The sequence below is a fragment of the Terrabacter sp. MAHUQ-38 genome, from assembly GCF_014518425.1.
In the GTDB taxonomy this organism is placed as follows: domain Bacteria; phylum Actinomycetota; class Actinomycetes; order Actinomycetales; family Dermatophilaceae; genus Terrabacter.
The window spans coordinates 655967-672968 of sequence record NZ_JACVCU010000003.1 but is presented as its reverse complement, the minus strand read 5'-3'; the positions used below and the strand labels follow the sequence as shown (position 1 = coordinate 672968).

General features: G+C 70.3%; 11 protein-coding genes. 8 read left to right on the top strand and 3 right to left on the bottom strand.

The genetic code is table 11. From position 1 onward, the window contains the following. Positions 1 to 14 precede the first annotated feature (14 nt). Together H9I49_RS14130 and H9I49_RS14125 are read right to left on the bottom strand one after the other, a co-directional pair. Complete coding sequence (locus H9I49_RS14130; RefSeq protein WP_188030985.1) at positions 15 to 1424, bottom strand: GntP family permease; 1410 nt, start codon at positions 1422 to 1424, stop codon at positions 15 to 17. Then, positions 1421 to 1981 (bottom strand): gluconokinase, encoded by a 561-nt coding sequence (locus H9I49_RS14125; protein WP_188030984.1) that lies wholly within the window; start codon positions 1979 to 1981, stop codon positions 1421 to 1423. Before H9I49_RS14125 ends, H9I49_RS14130 begins: the two co-directional genes overlap by 4 nt. Positions 1982 to 2138: 157 nt before the next feature. Here H9I49_RS14125 and H9I49_RS14120 point away from each other — a divergent pair, with 157 nt between their 5' ends. Then, on the top strand, positions 2139 to 2879 hold the full coding sequence (locus H9I49_RS14120) for a FadR/GntR family transcriptional regulator (RefSeq protein WP_188030983.1): 741 nt from the start codon (positions 2139 to 2141) through the stop codon (positions 2877 to 2879). A gap of 128 nt (positions 2880 to 3007) precedes the next feature. Here H9I49_RS14120 and H9I49_RS14115 read toward each other — a convergent pair whose 3' ends face one another. Further along, a complete protein-coding gene (locus H9I49_RS14115; RefSeq protein ID WP_188030982.1) occupies positions 3008 to 5230 on the bottom strand; it encodes an NADP-dependent isocitrate dehydrogenase in 2223 nt (740 codons plus the stop codon). A gap of 386 nt (positions 5231 to 5616) precedes the next feature. On the opposite strand from H9I49_RS14115, the gene H9I49_RS14110 reads away from it, so the two are divergent. The 7 genes from H9I49_RS14110 (at position 5617) to H9I49_RS14080 (ending at position 16737) form a co-directional block, all read left to right on the top strand. Next, on the top strand, positions 5617 to 6222 hold the full coding sequence (locus H9I49_RS14110; protein WP_188030981.1) for a sensor histidine kinase KdpD: 606 nt from the start codon (positions 5617 to 5619) through the stop codon (positions 6220 to 6222). Between the two features lie 11 nt (positions 6223 to 6233). Beyond that, the gene (locus H9I49_RS14105) at positions 6234 to 6893 is read left to right on the top strand and encodes a response regulator transcription factor (RefSeq protein ID WP_188030980.1); all 660 of its coding nucleotides are present in this window, start codon (positions 6234 to 6236) and stop codon (positions 6891 to 6893) included. A 63-nt stretch (positions 6894 to 6956) separates the two neighbouring features. Then, positions 6957 to 7604: a DNA-binding response regulator gene (locus H9I49_RS14100; protein WP_188030979.1), complete on the top strand. Its 648-nt coding sequence runs from the start codon at positions 6957 to 6959 to the stop codon at positions 7602 to 7604. Then, the gene (locus H9I49_RS14095) at positions 7597 to 8808 is read left to right on the top strand and encodes a DegT/DnrJ/EryC1/StrS aminotransferase family protein (protein WP_188030978.1); all 1212 of its coding nucleotides are present in this window, start codon (positions 7597 to 7599) and stop codon (positions 8806 to 8808) included. Before H9I49_RS14100 ends, H9I49_RS14095 begins: the two co-directional genes overlap by 8 nt. Further along, the gene (locus tag H9I49_RS14090; protein WP_188030977.1) at positions 8805 to 10313 is read left to right on the top strand and encodes a polysaccharide biosynthesis protein; all 1509 of its coding nucleotides are present in this window, start codon (positions 8805 to 8807) and stop codon (positions 10311 to 10313) included. Before H9I49_RS14095 ends, H9I49_RS14090 begins: the two co-directional genes overlap by 4 nt. 82 nt (positions 10314 to 10395) lie before the next feature. Beyond that, positions 10396 to 11856: an RtcB family protein gene (locus tag H9I49_RS14085; RefSeq protein WP_370587575.1), complete on the top strand. Its 1461-nt coding sequence runs from the start codon at positions 10396 to 10398 to the stop codon at positions 11854 to 11856. 117 nt (positions 11857 to 11973) lie between these two features. Continuing rightward, positions 11974 to 16737 carry a PKD domain-containing protein gene (locus tag H9I49_RS14080; RefSeq protein ID WP_188030976.1) on the top strand — a complete coding sequence of 1588 codons (4764 nt, stop codon included), beginning with the start codon at positions 11974 to 11976 and terminating at the stop codon, positions 16735 to 16737. Positions 16738 to 17002: the final 265 nt, after the last annotated feature.

Genomic DNA, 17002 nt, shown 5'->3' with positions numbered 1-17002 from the left:
TCTGGTGGTCCGCGCTAGACGACGAGGTCGAGGAGCAGCACGAGGCCGAGCCCCGTGACCGACAGCACGGTCTCCATGGCCGACCAGGTCTTGATCGTCTCGCCGACCTTGAGGCCGAAGTACTCCTTGACGAGCCAGAAGCCGGCGTCGTTGACGTGCGAGAAGAAGACCGAGCCCGCGCCGATGGCGAGCACCATGAGCGACACCTCGGTCGTCGTCATGCTCGCGGCCAACGGCGCCAGGATGCCGGAGGCGGTCACGGTGGCCACGGTGGCCGAGCCGGTCGCGAGGCGGATCAGTACGGCGACCAGCCAGGCGAGGAGCAGGACCGACAACCCGCTGCTGTCGATCCAGTCCGCGACGAGCCGGCCGATGCCGGTGTCGACGAGCGTCTGCTTGAAACCGCCACCGGCGGCGACGATGAGGATGATGCCGGCAATCGGGGGCAGCGACTGCTCGAGCGAGGCCGCGACCTGCTTGATGCCCATGCCGGCGCCGCGGCCGAGGGTGAACATGGCGACGATGACGGCGATGAGCAGGGCGATGAGCGGTGTCCCGAGGAAGTCGAGAACCTGCCTCACCGGGGTGTCCTCGGCGGCGAGGATGTCGGCCAGTGCCTTACCCATCATGAGGACGACCGGGGTGAGGACGCTGAAGAGGGTCGTGCCGAACGAGGGGCGCGCGCCGTCCTGCGACTCGTGGGGCTCGAAGAGCTCCGGCGCGGGCACATCGACCCAGCGGCCCGCGAGACGCGCGAACCACGGTCCGGCGACCGCGATCGTCGGGATGGCGACGAGGATGCCGAGGCCGAGCGTGATGCCGAGGTCGGCCTTGAGGGCGTCGATCGCGACGAGCGGCCCCGGGTGCGGCGGCACGAGGCCGTGCATGGCGGACAGGCCGGCGAGGGCCGGGATGCCGACGCGGACGAGTGAGAGCTCGGACCGGCGCGCCACGAGGAAGATCACCGGCATCAGGAGCACGAGGCCGATCTCGAAGAACATCGGCAGGCCGATGAGCGCGCCGACCGCGGCCATGGCCCACGGAAGCGTGCGCGGGGAGCTGCGCCCGATGATCGTGTCCACGATCTCGTCGGCTCCTCCCGAGTCGGCAAGGAGCTTGCCGAACATCGCACCGAGGGCGATGAGGATGCCGACGCCGGCCGCGGTGCTGCCGAAACCCTTCGTGAAGCTGTCCATGACGTCTGACATGGGGACCCCGGACACCGCGCCCACGGTGAGTGAACCGAACGTCAGCGCGAGGAACGGGTGCAGCTTGAAGCGCACGATGAGCACCACGAGCAGCGCGATGCCGAGCAGGGCGGCCGGGATGAGACGCGCCGCCGGGATGGCAGGCAGCTCGTCGGCCGCGCCGGCCGACGTCTGGATCGTGGTGTGGAGGAGGGGGAGCAGGTCGGTGGTCGTCATCGGGCGGTCGCTTCCAGGTCAGGCCAGGCGTTCGGCCGGGGAGTAGTGGACTGGGCGGCGAGACGCGCCAGTGACTGTCGGACGAGGTCGTCGACCGGCTGGTCGACCTCGAGGACGGCGCCGCGCTCGTCGGGCTCGAGTGGCTCGAGGGTGGCGAACTGCGACGCGACGAGGGCGGCCGGCATGAAGTGACCGGGGCGGCCGGCGACCCGGGCCGCGATGACCTCGGGCGCTCCGTGCAGGTGCAGGAACACGACGTGCGGCGCCGCATCCGCGAGCACGGAGCGGTAGCCGCGACGCAGAGCCGAGCAGCTCATGACGCCGCCCGTCGACCGGTGCTCGGCGAGCCACCCGGCGATGGCCGCGAGCCACGGGCGTCGGTCGTGGTCGTCGAGGGGGACGCCTGCCGACATCTTGTGGATGTTGGCTCGTGGGTGGAAGTCGTCGGCGTCCGCGAAGGGCACGCTCAGTCGCTGCGCCAGGGCGGCGCCGACCGTGGTCTTGCCCGAGCCGGACACCCCCATCACGACGACCAGGGGTGGTGGGTGCTGCTGCATGTTCCGTGACTCCTTCGTCCGGCTCGAACGCTCATCGTCGAGTCGCCTCGACCAAGAGTGGAGCATAGAAGGCAGTCTTTTCAAGATGGAGTGACAAATAAAACTGATTTAAGGAGGCCCGTCTTGGGCTATGGCGGCTATGTGTCAGGCTGGCGCCATGCCCGTCGACCGAGACCACCGTCAGGGTGCCGCCGCGGGAGGCACCCGTCCCGCCCTGCACGCGAGCGTGCTCGACGCGCTCGGGCAGCAGATCGTCTCGGGTGACCTGCCCGTGCACACCGTCCTGCGCATCGACCAGCTCGACGAGCGCTACGGGGTCTCACGCTCGGTCGTGCGCGAGGCCGTACGTGTGCTCGGCTCGATGGGACTCGTCGAAGCCCGCAAGCGCCTCGGCGTGCGGGTCCTGCCCAGCTCGTCATGGAACGTCTTCGACCCGCGGGTCATCCGGTGGCGCCTTGACGGCCCCGGCCGTGAGCAGCAGCTGCTGTCCCTCGGTGAGCTGCGCCGCGGGTTCGAGCCCGTGGCTGCCGAGCTCGCCGCCGAGCATGCGACGCCCGAGCAGTGCGGCGCCATGGTGGGCGCCGTGATGCAGATGGCGGTGCACGCCAAGTCGGGCGACCTCGATGCCTACCTGAAGGCGGACCAGCTCTTTCACGCCACGATGCTGGACGCGTCCGGCAACGAGATGCTCGCGGCCCTGAAGGACGTCGTCGGCGAGGTGCTGGCCGGCCGCACGCATCACGACCTCATGCCGGCGACACCCAACCCCGTCGCCGTCCGGCTGCACGGTGACGTCGCCCAGGCCATCCAGTCAGGCGACGGCCCGGCCGCGTCCGCCGCCATGCAGGCAATCATCACCGAGGCCAGCGACGCTCTCCGTGAGCGCGACCCCTCCTGAGCCGAGCGATCTCACCCGGACGATCGAGGGCCCGCCGATGGTGGCCTCTCGACGGGCGGAGGTCGTCAGGGCAGCAGAGTGCCCACCCGACTCCGAGAGTCGAGTGGGCACTTTCGGCCGCGCGGTGCTCAGGCCAGCGCGTCGATGATCTCGTTGAAGGTCTTCGACGGGCGCATGACGGAGGCCACCTTGTCGGAGTCCGGGCGGTAGTAGCCACCGATGTCGACCGGGTGGCCCTGGGCGTCGACGAGCTCCTGGCTGATCGTGTCGATGCTGTCGGACAGGGCCTTCGCCACGGGAGCGAACGTCTCGGCCAGCGCGGCGTCGTCCGACTGTGCGGCGAGCTCCTGCGCCCAGTAGAGCGCGAGCCAGACGTGGCTGCCGCGGTTGTCGATCTGGCCGACCTTGCGGGCCGGGCCCTTGTTCTCGTCGAGCAGCGTGCCCGTCGCGCGGTCGAGCGTCTCGCCGAGGACCCTGGCCCGTGCATTGCCCGTGGCACCAGCGAGGTGCTCGAAGCTCACCGCGAGTGCGAGGAACTCGCCGAGGCTGTCCCAGCGCAGGTAGTTCTCCTGGACGAGCTGCTGCACGTGCTTCGGGGCCGAGCCGCCTGCCCCGGTCTCGAAGAGGCCGCCGCCGTTGATGAGCGGCACGACGGAGAGCATCTTCGCCGACGTGCCGAGCTCGAGGATCGGGAAGAGGTCGGTGAGGTAGTCGCGCAGCACGTTGCCGGTGACCGAGATGGTGTCCTCACCCTTGCGGATCCGCTCCAGCGAGAAGGCGATTGCATCGGTCGGCTTGAGGATCTGGATGTCCAGGCCCTCGGTGTCGTGCTCCTGGAGGTACTCCTCGACCTTCGCGATGAGGTTCGCGTCGTGGGCGCGGTCGGCGTCGAGCCAGAACACGGCCGGCGCGCCGGTCGCGCGGGCGCGGGTCACCGCGAGCTTGACCCAGTCACGGATGGGCACGTCCTTGGTCTGGCAGGCGCGCCAGATGTCGCCGGCCGAGACCGCGTGCTCGAGCAGCACCGCTCCCGAGCCGTCGACGACGCGGACGGCCCCGTCTGTCGGGATCTCGAACGTCTTGTCATGGCTGCCGTACTCCTCGGCCGCCTGCGCCATCAGTCCGACGTTGGGCACCGAGCCCATCGTCGCCGGGTCGTAGGCGCCGTTGGCGCGGCAGTCGTCGATGACGACCTGGTAGATGCCGGCGTACGAGCTGTCGGGCAGCACGGCGAGCGTGTCGGCCTCGTTGCCCTCGGCGTCCCACATGTGACCGGACGTGCGGATCATCGCGGGCATCGACGCGTCGACGATGACGTCGCTCGGCACGTGGAGGTTGGTGATGCCCTTGTCGGAGTCGACCATCGCGATGGCCGGTCCGTCCTCGAAACCCTGCTTCACCGCGGCCTCGACCTCGGCGCGCTGGTCGGCCGGCAGGCCCTCGACGGCCTTGAGCACGGCCCCGAGCCCGTCGTTGGGGGACGCCCCGACGGACGCCAGCTCGGCGGCATACCTCTCGAACGCCTCGGGGAAGAACGCGCGCACGACGTGGCCGAAGACGATGGGGTCGGAGACCTTCATCATCGTGGCCTTGAGGTGCACCGAGAAGAGGACGCCCTCCTCCTTCGCGCGCGTGACCTGCGCCGACAGGAACTCGCGCAGCTTGGCGACGTCCATGAACGTCGCGTCGACGACCTCGCCGGCGAGCACGGGGATCGACTCCTTGAGGACGGTCGTCGTGCCGTCGGCGCCCACGAGCTCGACGCGCAGCGTGTCGTCGGCCTGGACGACGACCGACTTCTCGTTGTGACGGAAGTCGTGCTCGCCCATCGTCGCGACGTTCGTCCGCGAGTCGGAGCTCCACGCCCCCATCGAGTGCGGGTGCTTGCGGGCATAGCCCTTCACCGACGCCGGTGCGCGGCGGTCCGAGTTACCTTCGCGCAGAACCGGGTTCACGGCGGAACCCTTGATCTTGTCGTATGCCGCCCGGGCCGCCTTCTCCTCGTCGGTGCTCGGGTTGTCGGGGTAGTCGGGCAGGGCGTAGCCGGCGGCCTGGAGCTCGGCGATCGCGGCCTTGAGCTGCGGGATCGAGGCCGAGATGTTGGGCAGCTTGATGATGTTGGCCTCGGGCGTCTTGGCGAGCTGGCCGAGCTCGGCCAGGGCATCCCCGATGCGCTGCTCGGGAGTCAGTGCGTCGGGGAAGCTGGCGATGATGCGACCCGACAACGAGATGTCACGCGTCTCGACCTCGACGTCGGCCTGCTTGGCGAAGGCCGAGACGATGGGCAGCAGCGAGGCCGTGGCCAGGGCGGGCGCCTCGTCCGTGTGCGTGTAGATGATTGTCGAGTCCAACGCAGGTGCTCCGTTCGGTTGCTGGTGGTGCCGAGATCCGGAAATAGAGGATCCTCGAATAAATCTTGACGTCAAGATATCCGATGCAGAGCGGCCGTGGGGCCGCCGTCCCATCCTGCCGGGGTGCTCTGCGCCACGCCAGACGCGTACCCATCTGCGGATTTCGGGAGATTGGGCCCCTTCAAACCCCTATGCGGCTGTTGTTCCAGCAGATTGGGCGATCGGCTTCCAACCGCTGAACCGCGTCCTAACCTGAACGCGTCGGGCGATTTCACGCTGACGGGGGTTCGGTGGCTCGAGGGGGATTCGTACAAGTGTTATAGGCGGCCACGGTTGGCTGCCGGGGGGATCGGAAGGCATCGAGAATGTACGAGCACAGTCGAGATGTGCCTGGGGGGAACCGGGAGATCGACACCATCCGCGCGCTGTTCCACGACCTGCGGGAGCCGCTGGCGGCCATCATGCTCCTGTCGTCGTCGCCCAAGGGTGACGTGGACGGCAAGCTGCACGCCATCAGTGAGCAGGCGCAGTGGTTGGCACAGCTGGTCGACTCGAGCCTCGACGATGCAGCGAACGACTGGCTGCAGTGGGTCGAGGCTCGTGAGATCGCAGAGTGCGTGGCGGCGCGGGCGCGGTCCACGACGACCGCGAGCATCGAGGTCACCGCACAGGGCGAAGGCTGGGTGTGGGCTCGGCCCGTCGCCCTGAGCAGGGCCCTCGGGTGCTTGGTGGACAACGCGGTTCGCGCGGCCGGACCGGACGGGCACGTGGTGGTCACCGTGGCGGATCGCGGAACCACCATGCACGTCACGGTGCAGGACGACGGACCCGGCCTCGGCCGCATCGGGCACCGGACGTCGCTCGGGCTCACGACCGTGCGGGCCATGGTCGCTGCGTGCAACGGCGCCTTCCGCCTGGCGGCAGCCGAGGGCGGCGGAGCCGTCGCCGAGATCGCGCTGCCCACGAGCAGCACCCACCGCGCAGTGTCGTGAGTGGGCACGTCATGAGACTGGTCGTCTGCGATGACCACGCGCTGATCCTCGACGCCCTGTGCATGGCACTCGGCGGCGAGGGGCACGACGTCGTGAAGGCGCACTGCCCCGAGGAAGCGGTCGAGGCCGCGCGTACGCACCAGCCGCATGTGTGCCTGCTCGACGCCAGCTTTCCGGAGGGGTCCGGCATCGACGTGATCGCGGACATCAGGGCGGCCTCCAGTGAGACGAAGGTCGTGATGTTCTCGGGCGACGCGTCCGTCCAGATGGTCGCCCGGGCGATCGCCGCCGGCGCGGCGGGATTCATGCGCAAGGACCGGCCGCTGAGCGACCTGCTCGAAGCGATCGCCATGGCGGCCAGAGGTCACCTCGCCATCGAGCCGACCCTGCTCCAGAGCGCCCTCAGGGCGCGTGACCGCGGCGACGACCAGCTGTGGATGCTGACCTTCCTCACCGACCGTGAATGGCAGGTCCTGCGCTGTGTCGTGGACGGACTGAGCACGATCCAGATCGCGGCGGCCCTCCAGGTGCGGCCGAGCACGGCCCGCACCCACGTGCAGAACGTGCTGGCCAAGCTCGGGGTCCACTCGCGGCTCCAGGCGTCTGCGCTCGTGGCAGCGCACGCCAAGGACGTGGCATGGCCTGCCCACGTCCGGGCGTCATCCTTTTGACGTACTACGAGGTCCCGCGCGCGGTGGGTTCGCTCACGCAGCACAGGCGGCACGCTGCTTCACATGGACAGTGCGACGCGCGTCGGGATGGTCGACAGCAGACAGGGTTTCGTCGACGCGCTGTGCCGCTGCCTCTCTGAGGCCACCGACCTCGTCGTGGTGGGGACGGCCCCTTCCCTCGACCTCGCCGCCGAGTGCGGCCTCTTCGGTGCCTGTGACGTCCTCATGCTGGGACTCGACGAGAACACGCCCATGGCGCGGCTGCTCGACCTGTCGGCGGCCCACCCGCTGCTCGGGATCGTCCTCATCGCGGATGCCGACGACGAGCCCCTGCTCCTCGACGCCATCGCGTCCGGCGCCAGGGGGTGGCTCACCCGGCAGGACGGGCTGAACGAGCTCCTGGCCGCTGTGCGCGACGTGGGAAGGGGCGAGTCGTACTACCCGACCGAGCCGTTGCGAGCGCTCCTCGTGTCACGCCTCGATGGCCAGGGCCGGGCAGCCACCCTCGCCACCCACCCGCTGACCCGGCGCGAGTCGGACGTGTTGTCCTGTCTCGCGGCCGGCATGAGTCGACGCCAGGTGGGCGAGGCCCTGGATCTCTCCGACAACACCGTGCGCACCTACGTGCGGCGCATCCTCCGCAAGCTTCACGTCCGTTCCGCCCCGGCCGCGATCGCGTTGAGCGCGGGTCTGGAGAAGACCCATGGTTGAGCTGGCCCGCCGGGCACCGACGGCATCCGCCGAGGGCGTTGCCGAGGCACCGTCTCGCACGGTGCCCTTCACACGCACGTACATCTCGCCGGAGGCGGGCCAGGCCGTGCTCGACGTGCTCGCCACGGGCTGGATCACCTCCGGGCAGCAGGTCGTCGAGTTCGAGACCGAGTTCGCCCGCTACCTCGGGGCCGACGACGCCGTGGCCGTGAGCTCGTGCACCGCGGCCATCGAGCTGTCCCTGCGAGCCCTGCAGCTCCCACCGCGGTCCAAGGTGCTGATGTCGGCCATGACCTTCTGTGGCGCCGCAGCGGCCATTGCGCACGCCGGGCACGTCGCCGTGCTGGCCGACGTGGACGAGGTCACGGGCATGCCGAGCCCTAGCACGGTCGCGGCCGCCGCCGCCGAGTGCGGCGGTGTCGACGCGCTCGTCGTCGTCCACCTCGGCGGCCTGCCGACCGAGGTGCAGGCCCTCGCCGAGGCCGCCGGAGTCGCCCTGACGCACGTCGTCGAGGACGCCGCGCACGCGTTGGGGACCTGGGTCGGCGAGACGCCCGTGGGGACCATCTCCCACGCCACGTGCTTCAGCTTCTACGCGACGAAGAACCTGCCGATCGGCGAGGGCGGCATGGTCACCACCAACGACCCGGTGCTGGCCGCCCGGGTGCGGGAGATGCGCCTGCACGGCATGTCCAAGGATGCGTGGCGCCGCTATCTACCCGGTGGGGGCTGGCGCTACGACGTGACCGTCGACGGCATCAAGGCGAACATGACCGACGTGCAGGCGGCGATGGGCCGGGCGCAGCTGCGCTGCTTCGACGAGATGCAGGCCCGCCGGCGCGTCGTGGCCGACCGCTATGACGCCGCGCTGGCCCAGGTGGCGGGTCTGCGCCTGCCGGCTCGCCCCGCGACCGGGACGCACGCGTGGCACCTGTATGCCGTGCGCGTGATGCCCGAGTACGGGATCGGTCGGGACCAGCTCATCGACCGGCTCCGCGAGCGCGGCATCGGGACGTCCGTGCACTTCATCCCGGTGCACCACCTGACGTGGTTCAAGCGTCAGTGCGTACTTCCGGCGGGCGGGCTCCCCGGGGTGGATGCCGTCTTCGACCGAACGTTGTCCCTGCCCATGGACGCCATCATCACGAACGCAGAGGTGGACGCGGTGTGTGCCGCGCTCGCCGAGGAGGGAGAAGCCTCGTGACCACAGCACTCCAGTACCAGTGGACCCCGGCGGAGCTCGGGTTCATACCGACGCTGCAGAAGGGCCTTCGCACGCTCATCGTCGGCGCCGGCGAGGCAGGCCGCGCCCTGGCGCGGGACCTGCAGAAGGTTCCCGACTTCGGCCTCGCACCCATCGGTTTCCTCGACGACGACACCGACAAGCGGGTCGTGCGCCGGCTTCCCGTGCTCGGCACCCTGGCTGACCTGCTCGCCGTGGCGACGGTCCAGCGCGTGGACGTCGTGCTGCTGGCGATACCGGGCCTGCCGACCGCGCAGGTCCGGCTGCTCGCCATGACGGCAGCGCGGGTCGGGGCGAGCGTGCGCCACCTGCCCTCGTTCGTGTCCGTGCTCCAGCGCGACGCGGCGGGCACCGACCTGCGCTCGCTCGAGGTGGGCGCGCTCATCGGCCGACCCGAGATGCACGTGGTTTCGCCCGAGGTCGAGGGCACCATCAGGGGAGCGCGCGTGCTGGTGACGGGTGCCGGCGGGTCGATCGGCAGTGAGCTCTGCAGGCAGGTCGGCGGCTTCGGGCCGGAGCGGCTCATGATGCTCGACCACGACGAGTCCAACCTGCACCGGCTGCAGCTCGAGCTGACCGGCGAAGGGCTGCTCGACTCCGACGACGTCGTCGTGGCCGACATCCGGGACGCCGAGCGGATGAGCCAGATCATCGCGGACCTGCGCCCTGACGTGATCTTCCACGCGGCGGCGCTCAAGCACCTCCCGATGCTCGAGCGTCATCCGTGCGAGGGCGTGAAGTCCAACGTGCTCGGCACGCTGAACGTGGTGCGCGCCGCCGTCGCGGCCGACGTCAAGCGGTTCATCCTCATCTCGACCGACAAGGCTGCTGACCCGACGTCCGTCCTGGGCGCCACCAAGCAGCTGGCCGAACGCGTGGTCAAGCAGGCGGCGCCGTCCGGCGGCAGGACCATCGTGGCTGCCGTGCGCTTCGGGAACGTGCTGGGCAGTCGCGGGTCGCTGCTGTCCGTGCTGGCCGAGCAGATGCGCAACGACGAGCCGATCACCGTCACGCATCCTGACGTCACCCGCTTCTTCATGACGATCGAGGAGGCAGTGGGCCTCGTGCTCGAGGCCGCGCACCTGGCCCGGGGCGGGGAGACGTTCGTGCTCGACATGGGCAAGCCGGTGCGGATCATCGACCTCGTCGAGAGCTACGCGCGTCAGATCGGCTTCGCCGGCCCCGACATCCGGTTCACGGGACTGCGCCCTGGAGAGAAGCTGCACGAGGCTCTCTTCGCCTCGCACGAGCAACCGGTCCCCACCGCGCACCCGCGCATCTTCAGCACCTCGTCGACCGACCCCGACCCGGACTTCACGGACCACCTGGAGGTGCTCTTCCAGACGGCCTCGCGCAACGCCGTGGAGGACGTGAAGCGCCAGCTCGGAACGATCCTCGGCAACTACGAGCGACCCGTGGACGAGGCGCCACGGCAGTCGGCCGTGCTCTACCCGGACGACTTCTGACCGACACCGCGGCCGACACCGCACGACCACACCGGACCACCATCACCGCACGACCAAGCCAGACGAGGAAAGAGGACACACCGTGGACCTGACCGTCATCAGCGCACGCGGCGAGGGCGTACACCCGGATGCCGCTGCCACGCCGACCGCACGTGTCTTCGACGGGCCGGGCATGGCCGCCGACGAGGCCGTGCTCCGGCGGCTCGAGCTGGGGGCGGTCGGGCTCGACCTCGCAGCACCACCGGTGGTCCTGCCGGACTTCCATCACAAGCGTGCGATGGAGATGCCGTCGAGCATTGCCGTCGCGACTGTTGGCACGATCCGCCCCACCTTCACGAGCTCGTCCGTGAACTGCGGGATGGCGCTCATCGCCCTCGACTGCGACCGACCCGCAGAGCGCGCGATCGGCGAGTTCTACCGCGCGGTCAAGGAGCGCTACCCCTACCCGACAAGAGGGGGTCGCGAGCTCACGCGCGACGAGGTCGTGGCGTCCGCGGTCGACGGCGCCATGTTCGCCGCCGAGCGGTGGGGCGTCGACTCGCGCGAGCTGGAACGGATCGAGGAGGGTGGCCGCGTCGACCTCGAGCAGTGGGGCGGCGGCACCCGGCTGCGCCGTGAGATGCCCGCGCTGACCTGGCAGCTGGCGCGGCTCCGGTTCGGCACCATCGGCCCGTCGAACCACTTCGTCGAGCTGCAGGAGGTCGAGGAGATCCTCGATCCCGAGATGGCCGAGCTGCTCGGGGTGCGCGAGGGCCAGGTGACGCTGCAGTACCACGCCGGTGGGGGTGTGCTCACGGGGGAGATCGGCCACCTCTTCCAGCGCCGGCGTGACACGGCACGCGTCATGCGGGCCGCCATGGCCGTGCAGAAGCCGCTGTTCCACCTCGCCACCTCGCGGTCCGCGGCCCAGATGCGGGAGAGGATGCGGCTGTACTTCGCCAAGGGGTGCGCGCCGGTCGAGCTCGACAGCGACGAGGGCCAACGGCTCATGCTCGCGAACGCCGCGGCGATGAACTACGGGTATGCGTTCCGGCTCGCGACGTACGGAGCGCTGCGCTCCATCGCCCAGCGGGTCTTCGGCGGCGAGACGGGACGTCTCGTCGTGGACTCGCCGCACAACTCCATCTACGAGGAGCAGGTCGACGGCCGACGGGCGGTCGTGCACCGGCACAACTCGTGCCGGGCCTTCCCCGCCAGCCAGATGCCCGAGGGCACCGTGTTCGCACGCACCGGGCAGGCCGTGCTCCTCCCCGGAACCCACCGCACGTCCTCGTACCTCGCCGTCGCCGGCGACCGCAGCGCCGACAGCCTGCACTCGGCGTGCCACGGCGCAGGCACGGTCATCGACCAGTTCGAGAAGGACGGCCGTTCCGTCCTGGACCCGTCGGGCCGTCACACCCTCCGCTTCCGTTACACCGACGAGGCCCCGACCCAGGCCCATCACCTCGACGACAACGGCGTCAACGCCGCCATGAGCGTCCTGTCCGACCACCGCATCGTGCGCCCCGTGGCGCGGATGCGCCCGTTCGCCGTCCTGCACTGACCCGGACGCCGAGGTCGGACGGCGTCGTGCCGTCGGACCTCGACTCCTTCACCCGACAACAACCACAAGACCGACCGTCGCGAACTCGTCCGAGTGCGGCACCAGATGGAGGACCCCATGCACCGTCGAGGCCTGACTGGCACCCTCGCCGTGTTCGCGCTCGCGCTGGGCACCACCCTCGTCTCCGCAGGCCCCGCGGCCGCCGCGACGGCGTACTGGGTGGACAACACCGTCTCCTGCAGCAACACGGGGACCGGCACCGAGACGACGCCCTTCTGCACCATCAGTGCGGCCGCCACCAGAGCGACGGCTGCCGGTGACGTCGTCAACGTGCGACCCGGCACGTACGCGGAGCAGGTGACGGTCAACGGTTCCGGCGCTGCCGGCTCGCCGATCCGCTTCGTGGCCACCGGCCCCGGCGTCCTCGTCCTCGGCTCGAAGGACGTGTCAGCGGGTCCGTGGACGGACGCCGGTGGGGGTGTCTGGAGTACGCCCTATGCCCCCGCCAGCACTCTCCGCCAGGTGTTCGTCGACGGCACCCGCCTGACACTGGCAGCCTCCCAGTCCGCCATGACGAGCGGGTCCTTCTTCCACGACGCCACTACCAAGGTGCTCTACCTCAACGTCGGCGGAGCGTCCCCGAGCGGCAGCACCGTCGTCGCTGGCGCGCAGACCTACGGGTTCAACGTCGCGAGCAGATCGAACATCGAGATCTCCGGCTTCGAAACGCGTGGCCAGAACAACGCCGGCGTGCGCATCACCGGCAGCAGCGGCGTCGCGGTGGACCACGTCTCGAGCACCGAGAGCGGCATCAACGGCGTGCTCGTCGAGGGGACGAGCTCGAACGTCGTGCTGTCGTCACTGACGGTCAGCCGGAGCGCCTCCATCGGCATCAAGCTCACCGCGACGACGGGGTCGCGGGTCTCCGGCAGCACGGTCAGCGCGTCGGGGCTCCACGGCATCTCGCTCCAGGGCGCCTCGGGGAACACCATCGAGGGCAACGAGTCGTTCGGCAACGTCGTGCCCTCGGGTAGCAACACGGCCGCGGGTATCGACGTCAACTCGACATCTCCGGACACGGTGGTGCGCGGCAACGTCGTGCACGACAACCAGGACTCCGGCATCCAGGTCTACAACGGGTCCGCGCGGGCGCTCGTCGTGCGCAACGTCAGCTACCGCAACGGCGACCACGGCTTCGACACCCAGGCCGCCGTCAACACGAGGTACATCTCGAACACCGCCTACGGAAACCGGAAGGACGGCTTCTCCGTCGAGGGCGTGAGCACCGGGGCAACCCTGCGCAACAACATCGGCGTCGACAACGGCCTGGCCACGGGCGAGAACGACCTCTATGTCGAGCAGACGTCGATGACCGGCTTCTCCGCCGACAGCGACCTCTTCTGGAACAGCAGCTGGGTGCCGGCGATCCGCATCGGCCTCACTCGGTACCGCACGATGGCGGAGTTCACGCAGGGCACCGGTCAGGAGCCGTCGGGGCTCGGCCAGGACCCGCAGTTCGTCGACGCAGCCGCAGGCGACCTCCGGCTCTCGGCGCAGTCCGCGGCGATCGACTCCGCCGACGCAGGCGCAGCAGGTTTCGAGCCCGTGGACCGTGTCGGCACCAGCGTCACCGACGACCCGACCGTGGTCGACCGTGGGGCCGGCACGCCGGCCTACGCGGACCGTGGCGCCCTCGAGCGGCTCCCGCAGGCGGGCGACTCGGCGACCAACGCTCCGCACGCAGCGCTCGTGGTCTCCACGACGACCGGGCAGGTCCCACCGGCGGTGCACGTCACGGCCGACGCGACGGGATCGAGCGACGTGGACGGCGCGGGCATCACGGCATACACGTTCAACTTCGGGGACGGCACCGTCGTGGGGCCGCAGGCCTCCGGTATCGCCTCGCACGACTATGTCACGAGCGGTACGCACGTCGTGACCGTCACGGTCACTGACGCGGGTGGGCTCACCTCGACCGGCGAGGTCCCCGTGGCGCTCACCGACCGACCCCTGGTCACCTACCACGTCGACGGCGCATCGCCCTCGTGCTCCGACTCCGGCAACGGCACGACGACGCCGTTCTGCACGATCAGCCGCGCCGCGAGCCTGGCCCTCGCCGGGGACTCCGTCGTCGTCGAGGCGGGCGACTACCGGGAGCAGGTCACGCCGACGAACGACGGCATGGCGACCGCGCCCCTGACCTTCCGCGCCAACGGCGTGGCACGCGTCATCGGCACGACGAACCTCTCGAACCCCGCCCTGTGGACCGCGACGTCTACATCGGCCTGGCGCACGCCCCTGACGTCCGCCTCACCGGTCACGCAGGTGCTGCGCGACGGCGCCCGCCTCGCGGCGGCATCCAGCGCCACGACGACGACGGCCGGCTCGTTCTTCTTCGACGCCGCGGGCTCCACCCTCTACGTCGACCTCGGCGGCTCCAACCCCGGCAGCTCGGTCGCGATCGAGGCTTCGACGCGGACGTACGGGTTCAAGCTGTGGAGCTCGGACTCGGTCGTGGTCGACGGGTTCTCCTTCGTCGGCCAGAACGGCGTCGGTGTGAGCATCCAGGACTCGGCCGGCATGGTGGTCTCGTCGGTCCGGGTCACGAGCGCCTCGAGCTACGGCATCTCGTCCGACCGCTCGACAGGAACCCGGGTGTCCGGGTCGACGAGCACCGGAAACGGGTCCATCGGCATCCGCGTGTCCAGCGGCTCGGGCGCCGTCATCGCAGGGAACACGGTGTCCACCAACGGCTACCACGGGATCAGCATCCAGGGCAGCACGGGAGCCAGCGTGGCGGGAAACGTGGCCCACGACAACGCGCACCCGACCCAGCGCCTGGCCGCCGGCATCGACCTCAGCCTCGGTTCGACCGGTGCGACGGTCGAGGACAACACGTCCTACTCCAACCAGGACTCGGGCATCGAGATCTACACCGACTCCACCAACGCGACGGTTCGGCGCAACCTCGCCTATGACAACGGTGACCACGGACTCGACTGCCTCAGGTCGGCGGGCGACCGCGTCATCGGCAACACGGTGGTGGGCAACAGCGCCGCCGGGATCAACCTCGAGGGCGGCTGCTCCGGAGCCGTCGTGGCCAACAACATCAGTGTCGACAACGCCGTCGGCAGCGACCGGACCATCGGCGACATCCGCCTCGACGAGATCTCGACCCCCGGATCCGTCGTCACCCGCAACGTGGTGTTCATGACGGCGGGCGGCCCGCTCTACGAGTGGAACTCGGCCCCGTACGACACCGTCGACGCGTTCCGTGCCGCCAGCGGGCAGGGTGCGGCTGACATCGGCGAGGACCCGCGGTTCGTCGACCCCGCGGCCTTCGACCTCCGCCTCCAGGTCACCTCTCCTGCAGTCGACTCGGCCCACCTCGGCATCGCGGGCGCTTCGGTGGACGACCACGACGGCGTCGCTCCGGTGGACGTCGTGGCGGTCGCCGACACGGGAGCCGGCAGCCCGGCCTACGGTGACCGCGGCGCCCTGGAGTACAACGGTTCGGCCCAGTCCACCGAGGGTCCGGTCGCCGCGCTCTCCGCCAGCCCCGCCAGCGGCGTGGCGCCCCTGTCCGTGACGCTCTCGGCGGCGGGCACGACGCCCGGAGGCAGCCCGGTCACCGGCTACACCTTCCGGTGCGGCAACGGGACAACGGTCGGTCCGCAGACGGGGGCCACGGCGGCGTGTGCGTATGCCGCTGTGGGCGTCTTCACGGCCTCTGTCGACGTCACGGACGCGAACGGCTTCACGTCCTCCGCCACCGCGACGGTCACCGTCGCCGGCAACCAGGCGCCGGTCGCCAGCCTGACAGCCTCGCCGTCCAGCGGTAAGGCCCCGCTCACCGTGACGCTGGACGCCACCGGCTCGAGCGACCCGGAGGGGCGCAGCCTGACCTACACCTTCACGTGCAGCAGCGGCTCCGCGGCCATCGGGCCCCAGTCGGCCGGCAGCACGAGCTGCACCTACCCCTCGGCCGGGACGTTCACGGCGTCGGTCACGGTGACCGATGACGCGGGTGCCACCGCGAGTGCCACCGCTACCGTCACCGTCTCGGCGAACCTGCCGCCCACCGCCCGGCTCGCGGTCAGCCCGGCGACCGGTGTGGTCCCGTTCGTCGTGGCCCTCGACGCCACAGGGTCGTCCGATCCCGAGGGAGCGGCACTCACCTACACCTTCAGCTGCGGCAACGGGGCGGCGGCCATCGGGCCCCAGTCCGCCCGCACCGCCAGCTGCACGTACTCCACCGCGGGCACCTTCACGGCCTCGGTCACCGTGAGCGACGGCGGCAGCACGGCACAGGCCACGGCCACGGTGACGGCAAATGCCAACCAGGCCCCCAAGGCGAGCATGAAGATGACGTCGGCGCCGGCTGCGGTCGCCCCCACGACGGCCACCTTCGACGCCTCGGCGTCGTCGGACCCCGAGGGTCGCCCCTTGAGCTACACGTTCACCTGCGGCAACGGCACCAAGGTCGGGCCCCAGACCTCGGCGGTGGCCACGTGCAGCTACTCGGCGGGCGGCACGTTCAACGCGAAGCTCACGGTCACCGACGACGCGGGGCAGCAGGCGTCGAGCCCGAACATCAAGCTCGTCATCGGCTCGAACAAGGCGCCGGTCGCGAGTCTCACCGTGACCCTGTCGGCCACCAAGGCGCCGACCGTGGCGACGCTCGATGCATCGAAGTCCTCCGACCCCGAAGGCACGGCGCTCACGTACACCTACACCTGTGGCAACGGGACCGTTGTAGGGCCGACGACGACATCGAAGGCGACCTGCAGCTACTCCACGGGCGGTCGCTACACGGTCACCCTCAAGGTCACCGACGGGGCCGGCCTCTCGGACACCACGTCGACGACGCTCCGGCTCTAGGGCCTCCTCTCCCCGCCGGCCACCTACCCCCGCTGCCTGGCGCCGCGGGACAGGCCGGGACGACCCCACCGACCCCCCCGGGTGAAGTCGTCCCGGCCGCCGGCCTGCCCCCGGAGCGCGCCACCGGAGCGCCGGCGGCCTGCCACCGCCCGCCGGCTGGACGCGGGAGTCAGTCGTTTGACGTACTCCAACGTCGTCCCGGCGGGTGATGTCCGTCGCGGGGACGCGACCTACCGTCGGCTCAAGAGGTCAAGAAGGGGGTGGG

Bases quoted from the DNA above. Each gene is read 5' to 3' on its own strand.
- H9I49_RS14130 (WP_188030985.1), bottom strand. From the start codon at position 1,424: ATGACGACCACCGACCTGCTCCCCCTCCTCCACACCACGATCCAGACG.
- H9I49_RS14125 (WP_188030984.1), bottom strand. From the start codon at position 1,981: ATGCAGCAGCACCCACCACCCCTGGTCGTCGTGATGGGGGTGTCCGGC.
- H9I49_RS14120 (WP_188030983.1), top strand. From the start codon at position 2,139: ATGCCCGTCGACCGAGACCACCGTCAGGGTGCCGCCGCGGGAGGCACC.
- H9I49_RS14105 (WP_188030980.1), top strand. From the start codon at position 6,234: ATGAGACTGGTCGTCTGCGATGACCACGCGCTGATCCTCGACGCCCTG.
- H9I49_RS14100 (WP_188030979.1), top strand. From the start codon at position 6,957: ATGGACAGTGCGACGCGCGTCGGGATGGTCGACAGCAGACAGGGTTTC.
- H9I49_RS14095 (WP_188030978.1), top strand. From the start codon at position 7,597: ATGGTTGAGCTGGCCCGCCGGGCACCGACGGCATCCGCCGAGGGCGTT.
- H9I49_RS14080 (WP_188030976.1), top strand. From the start codon at position 11,974: ATGCACCGTCGAGGCCTGACTGGCACCCTCGCCGTGTTCGCGCTCGCG.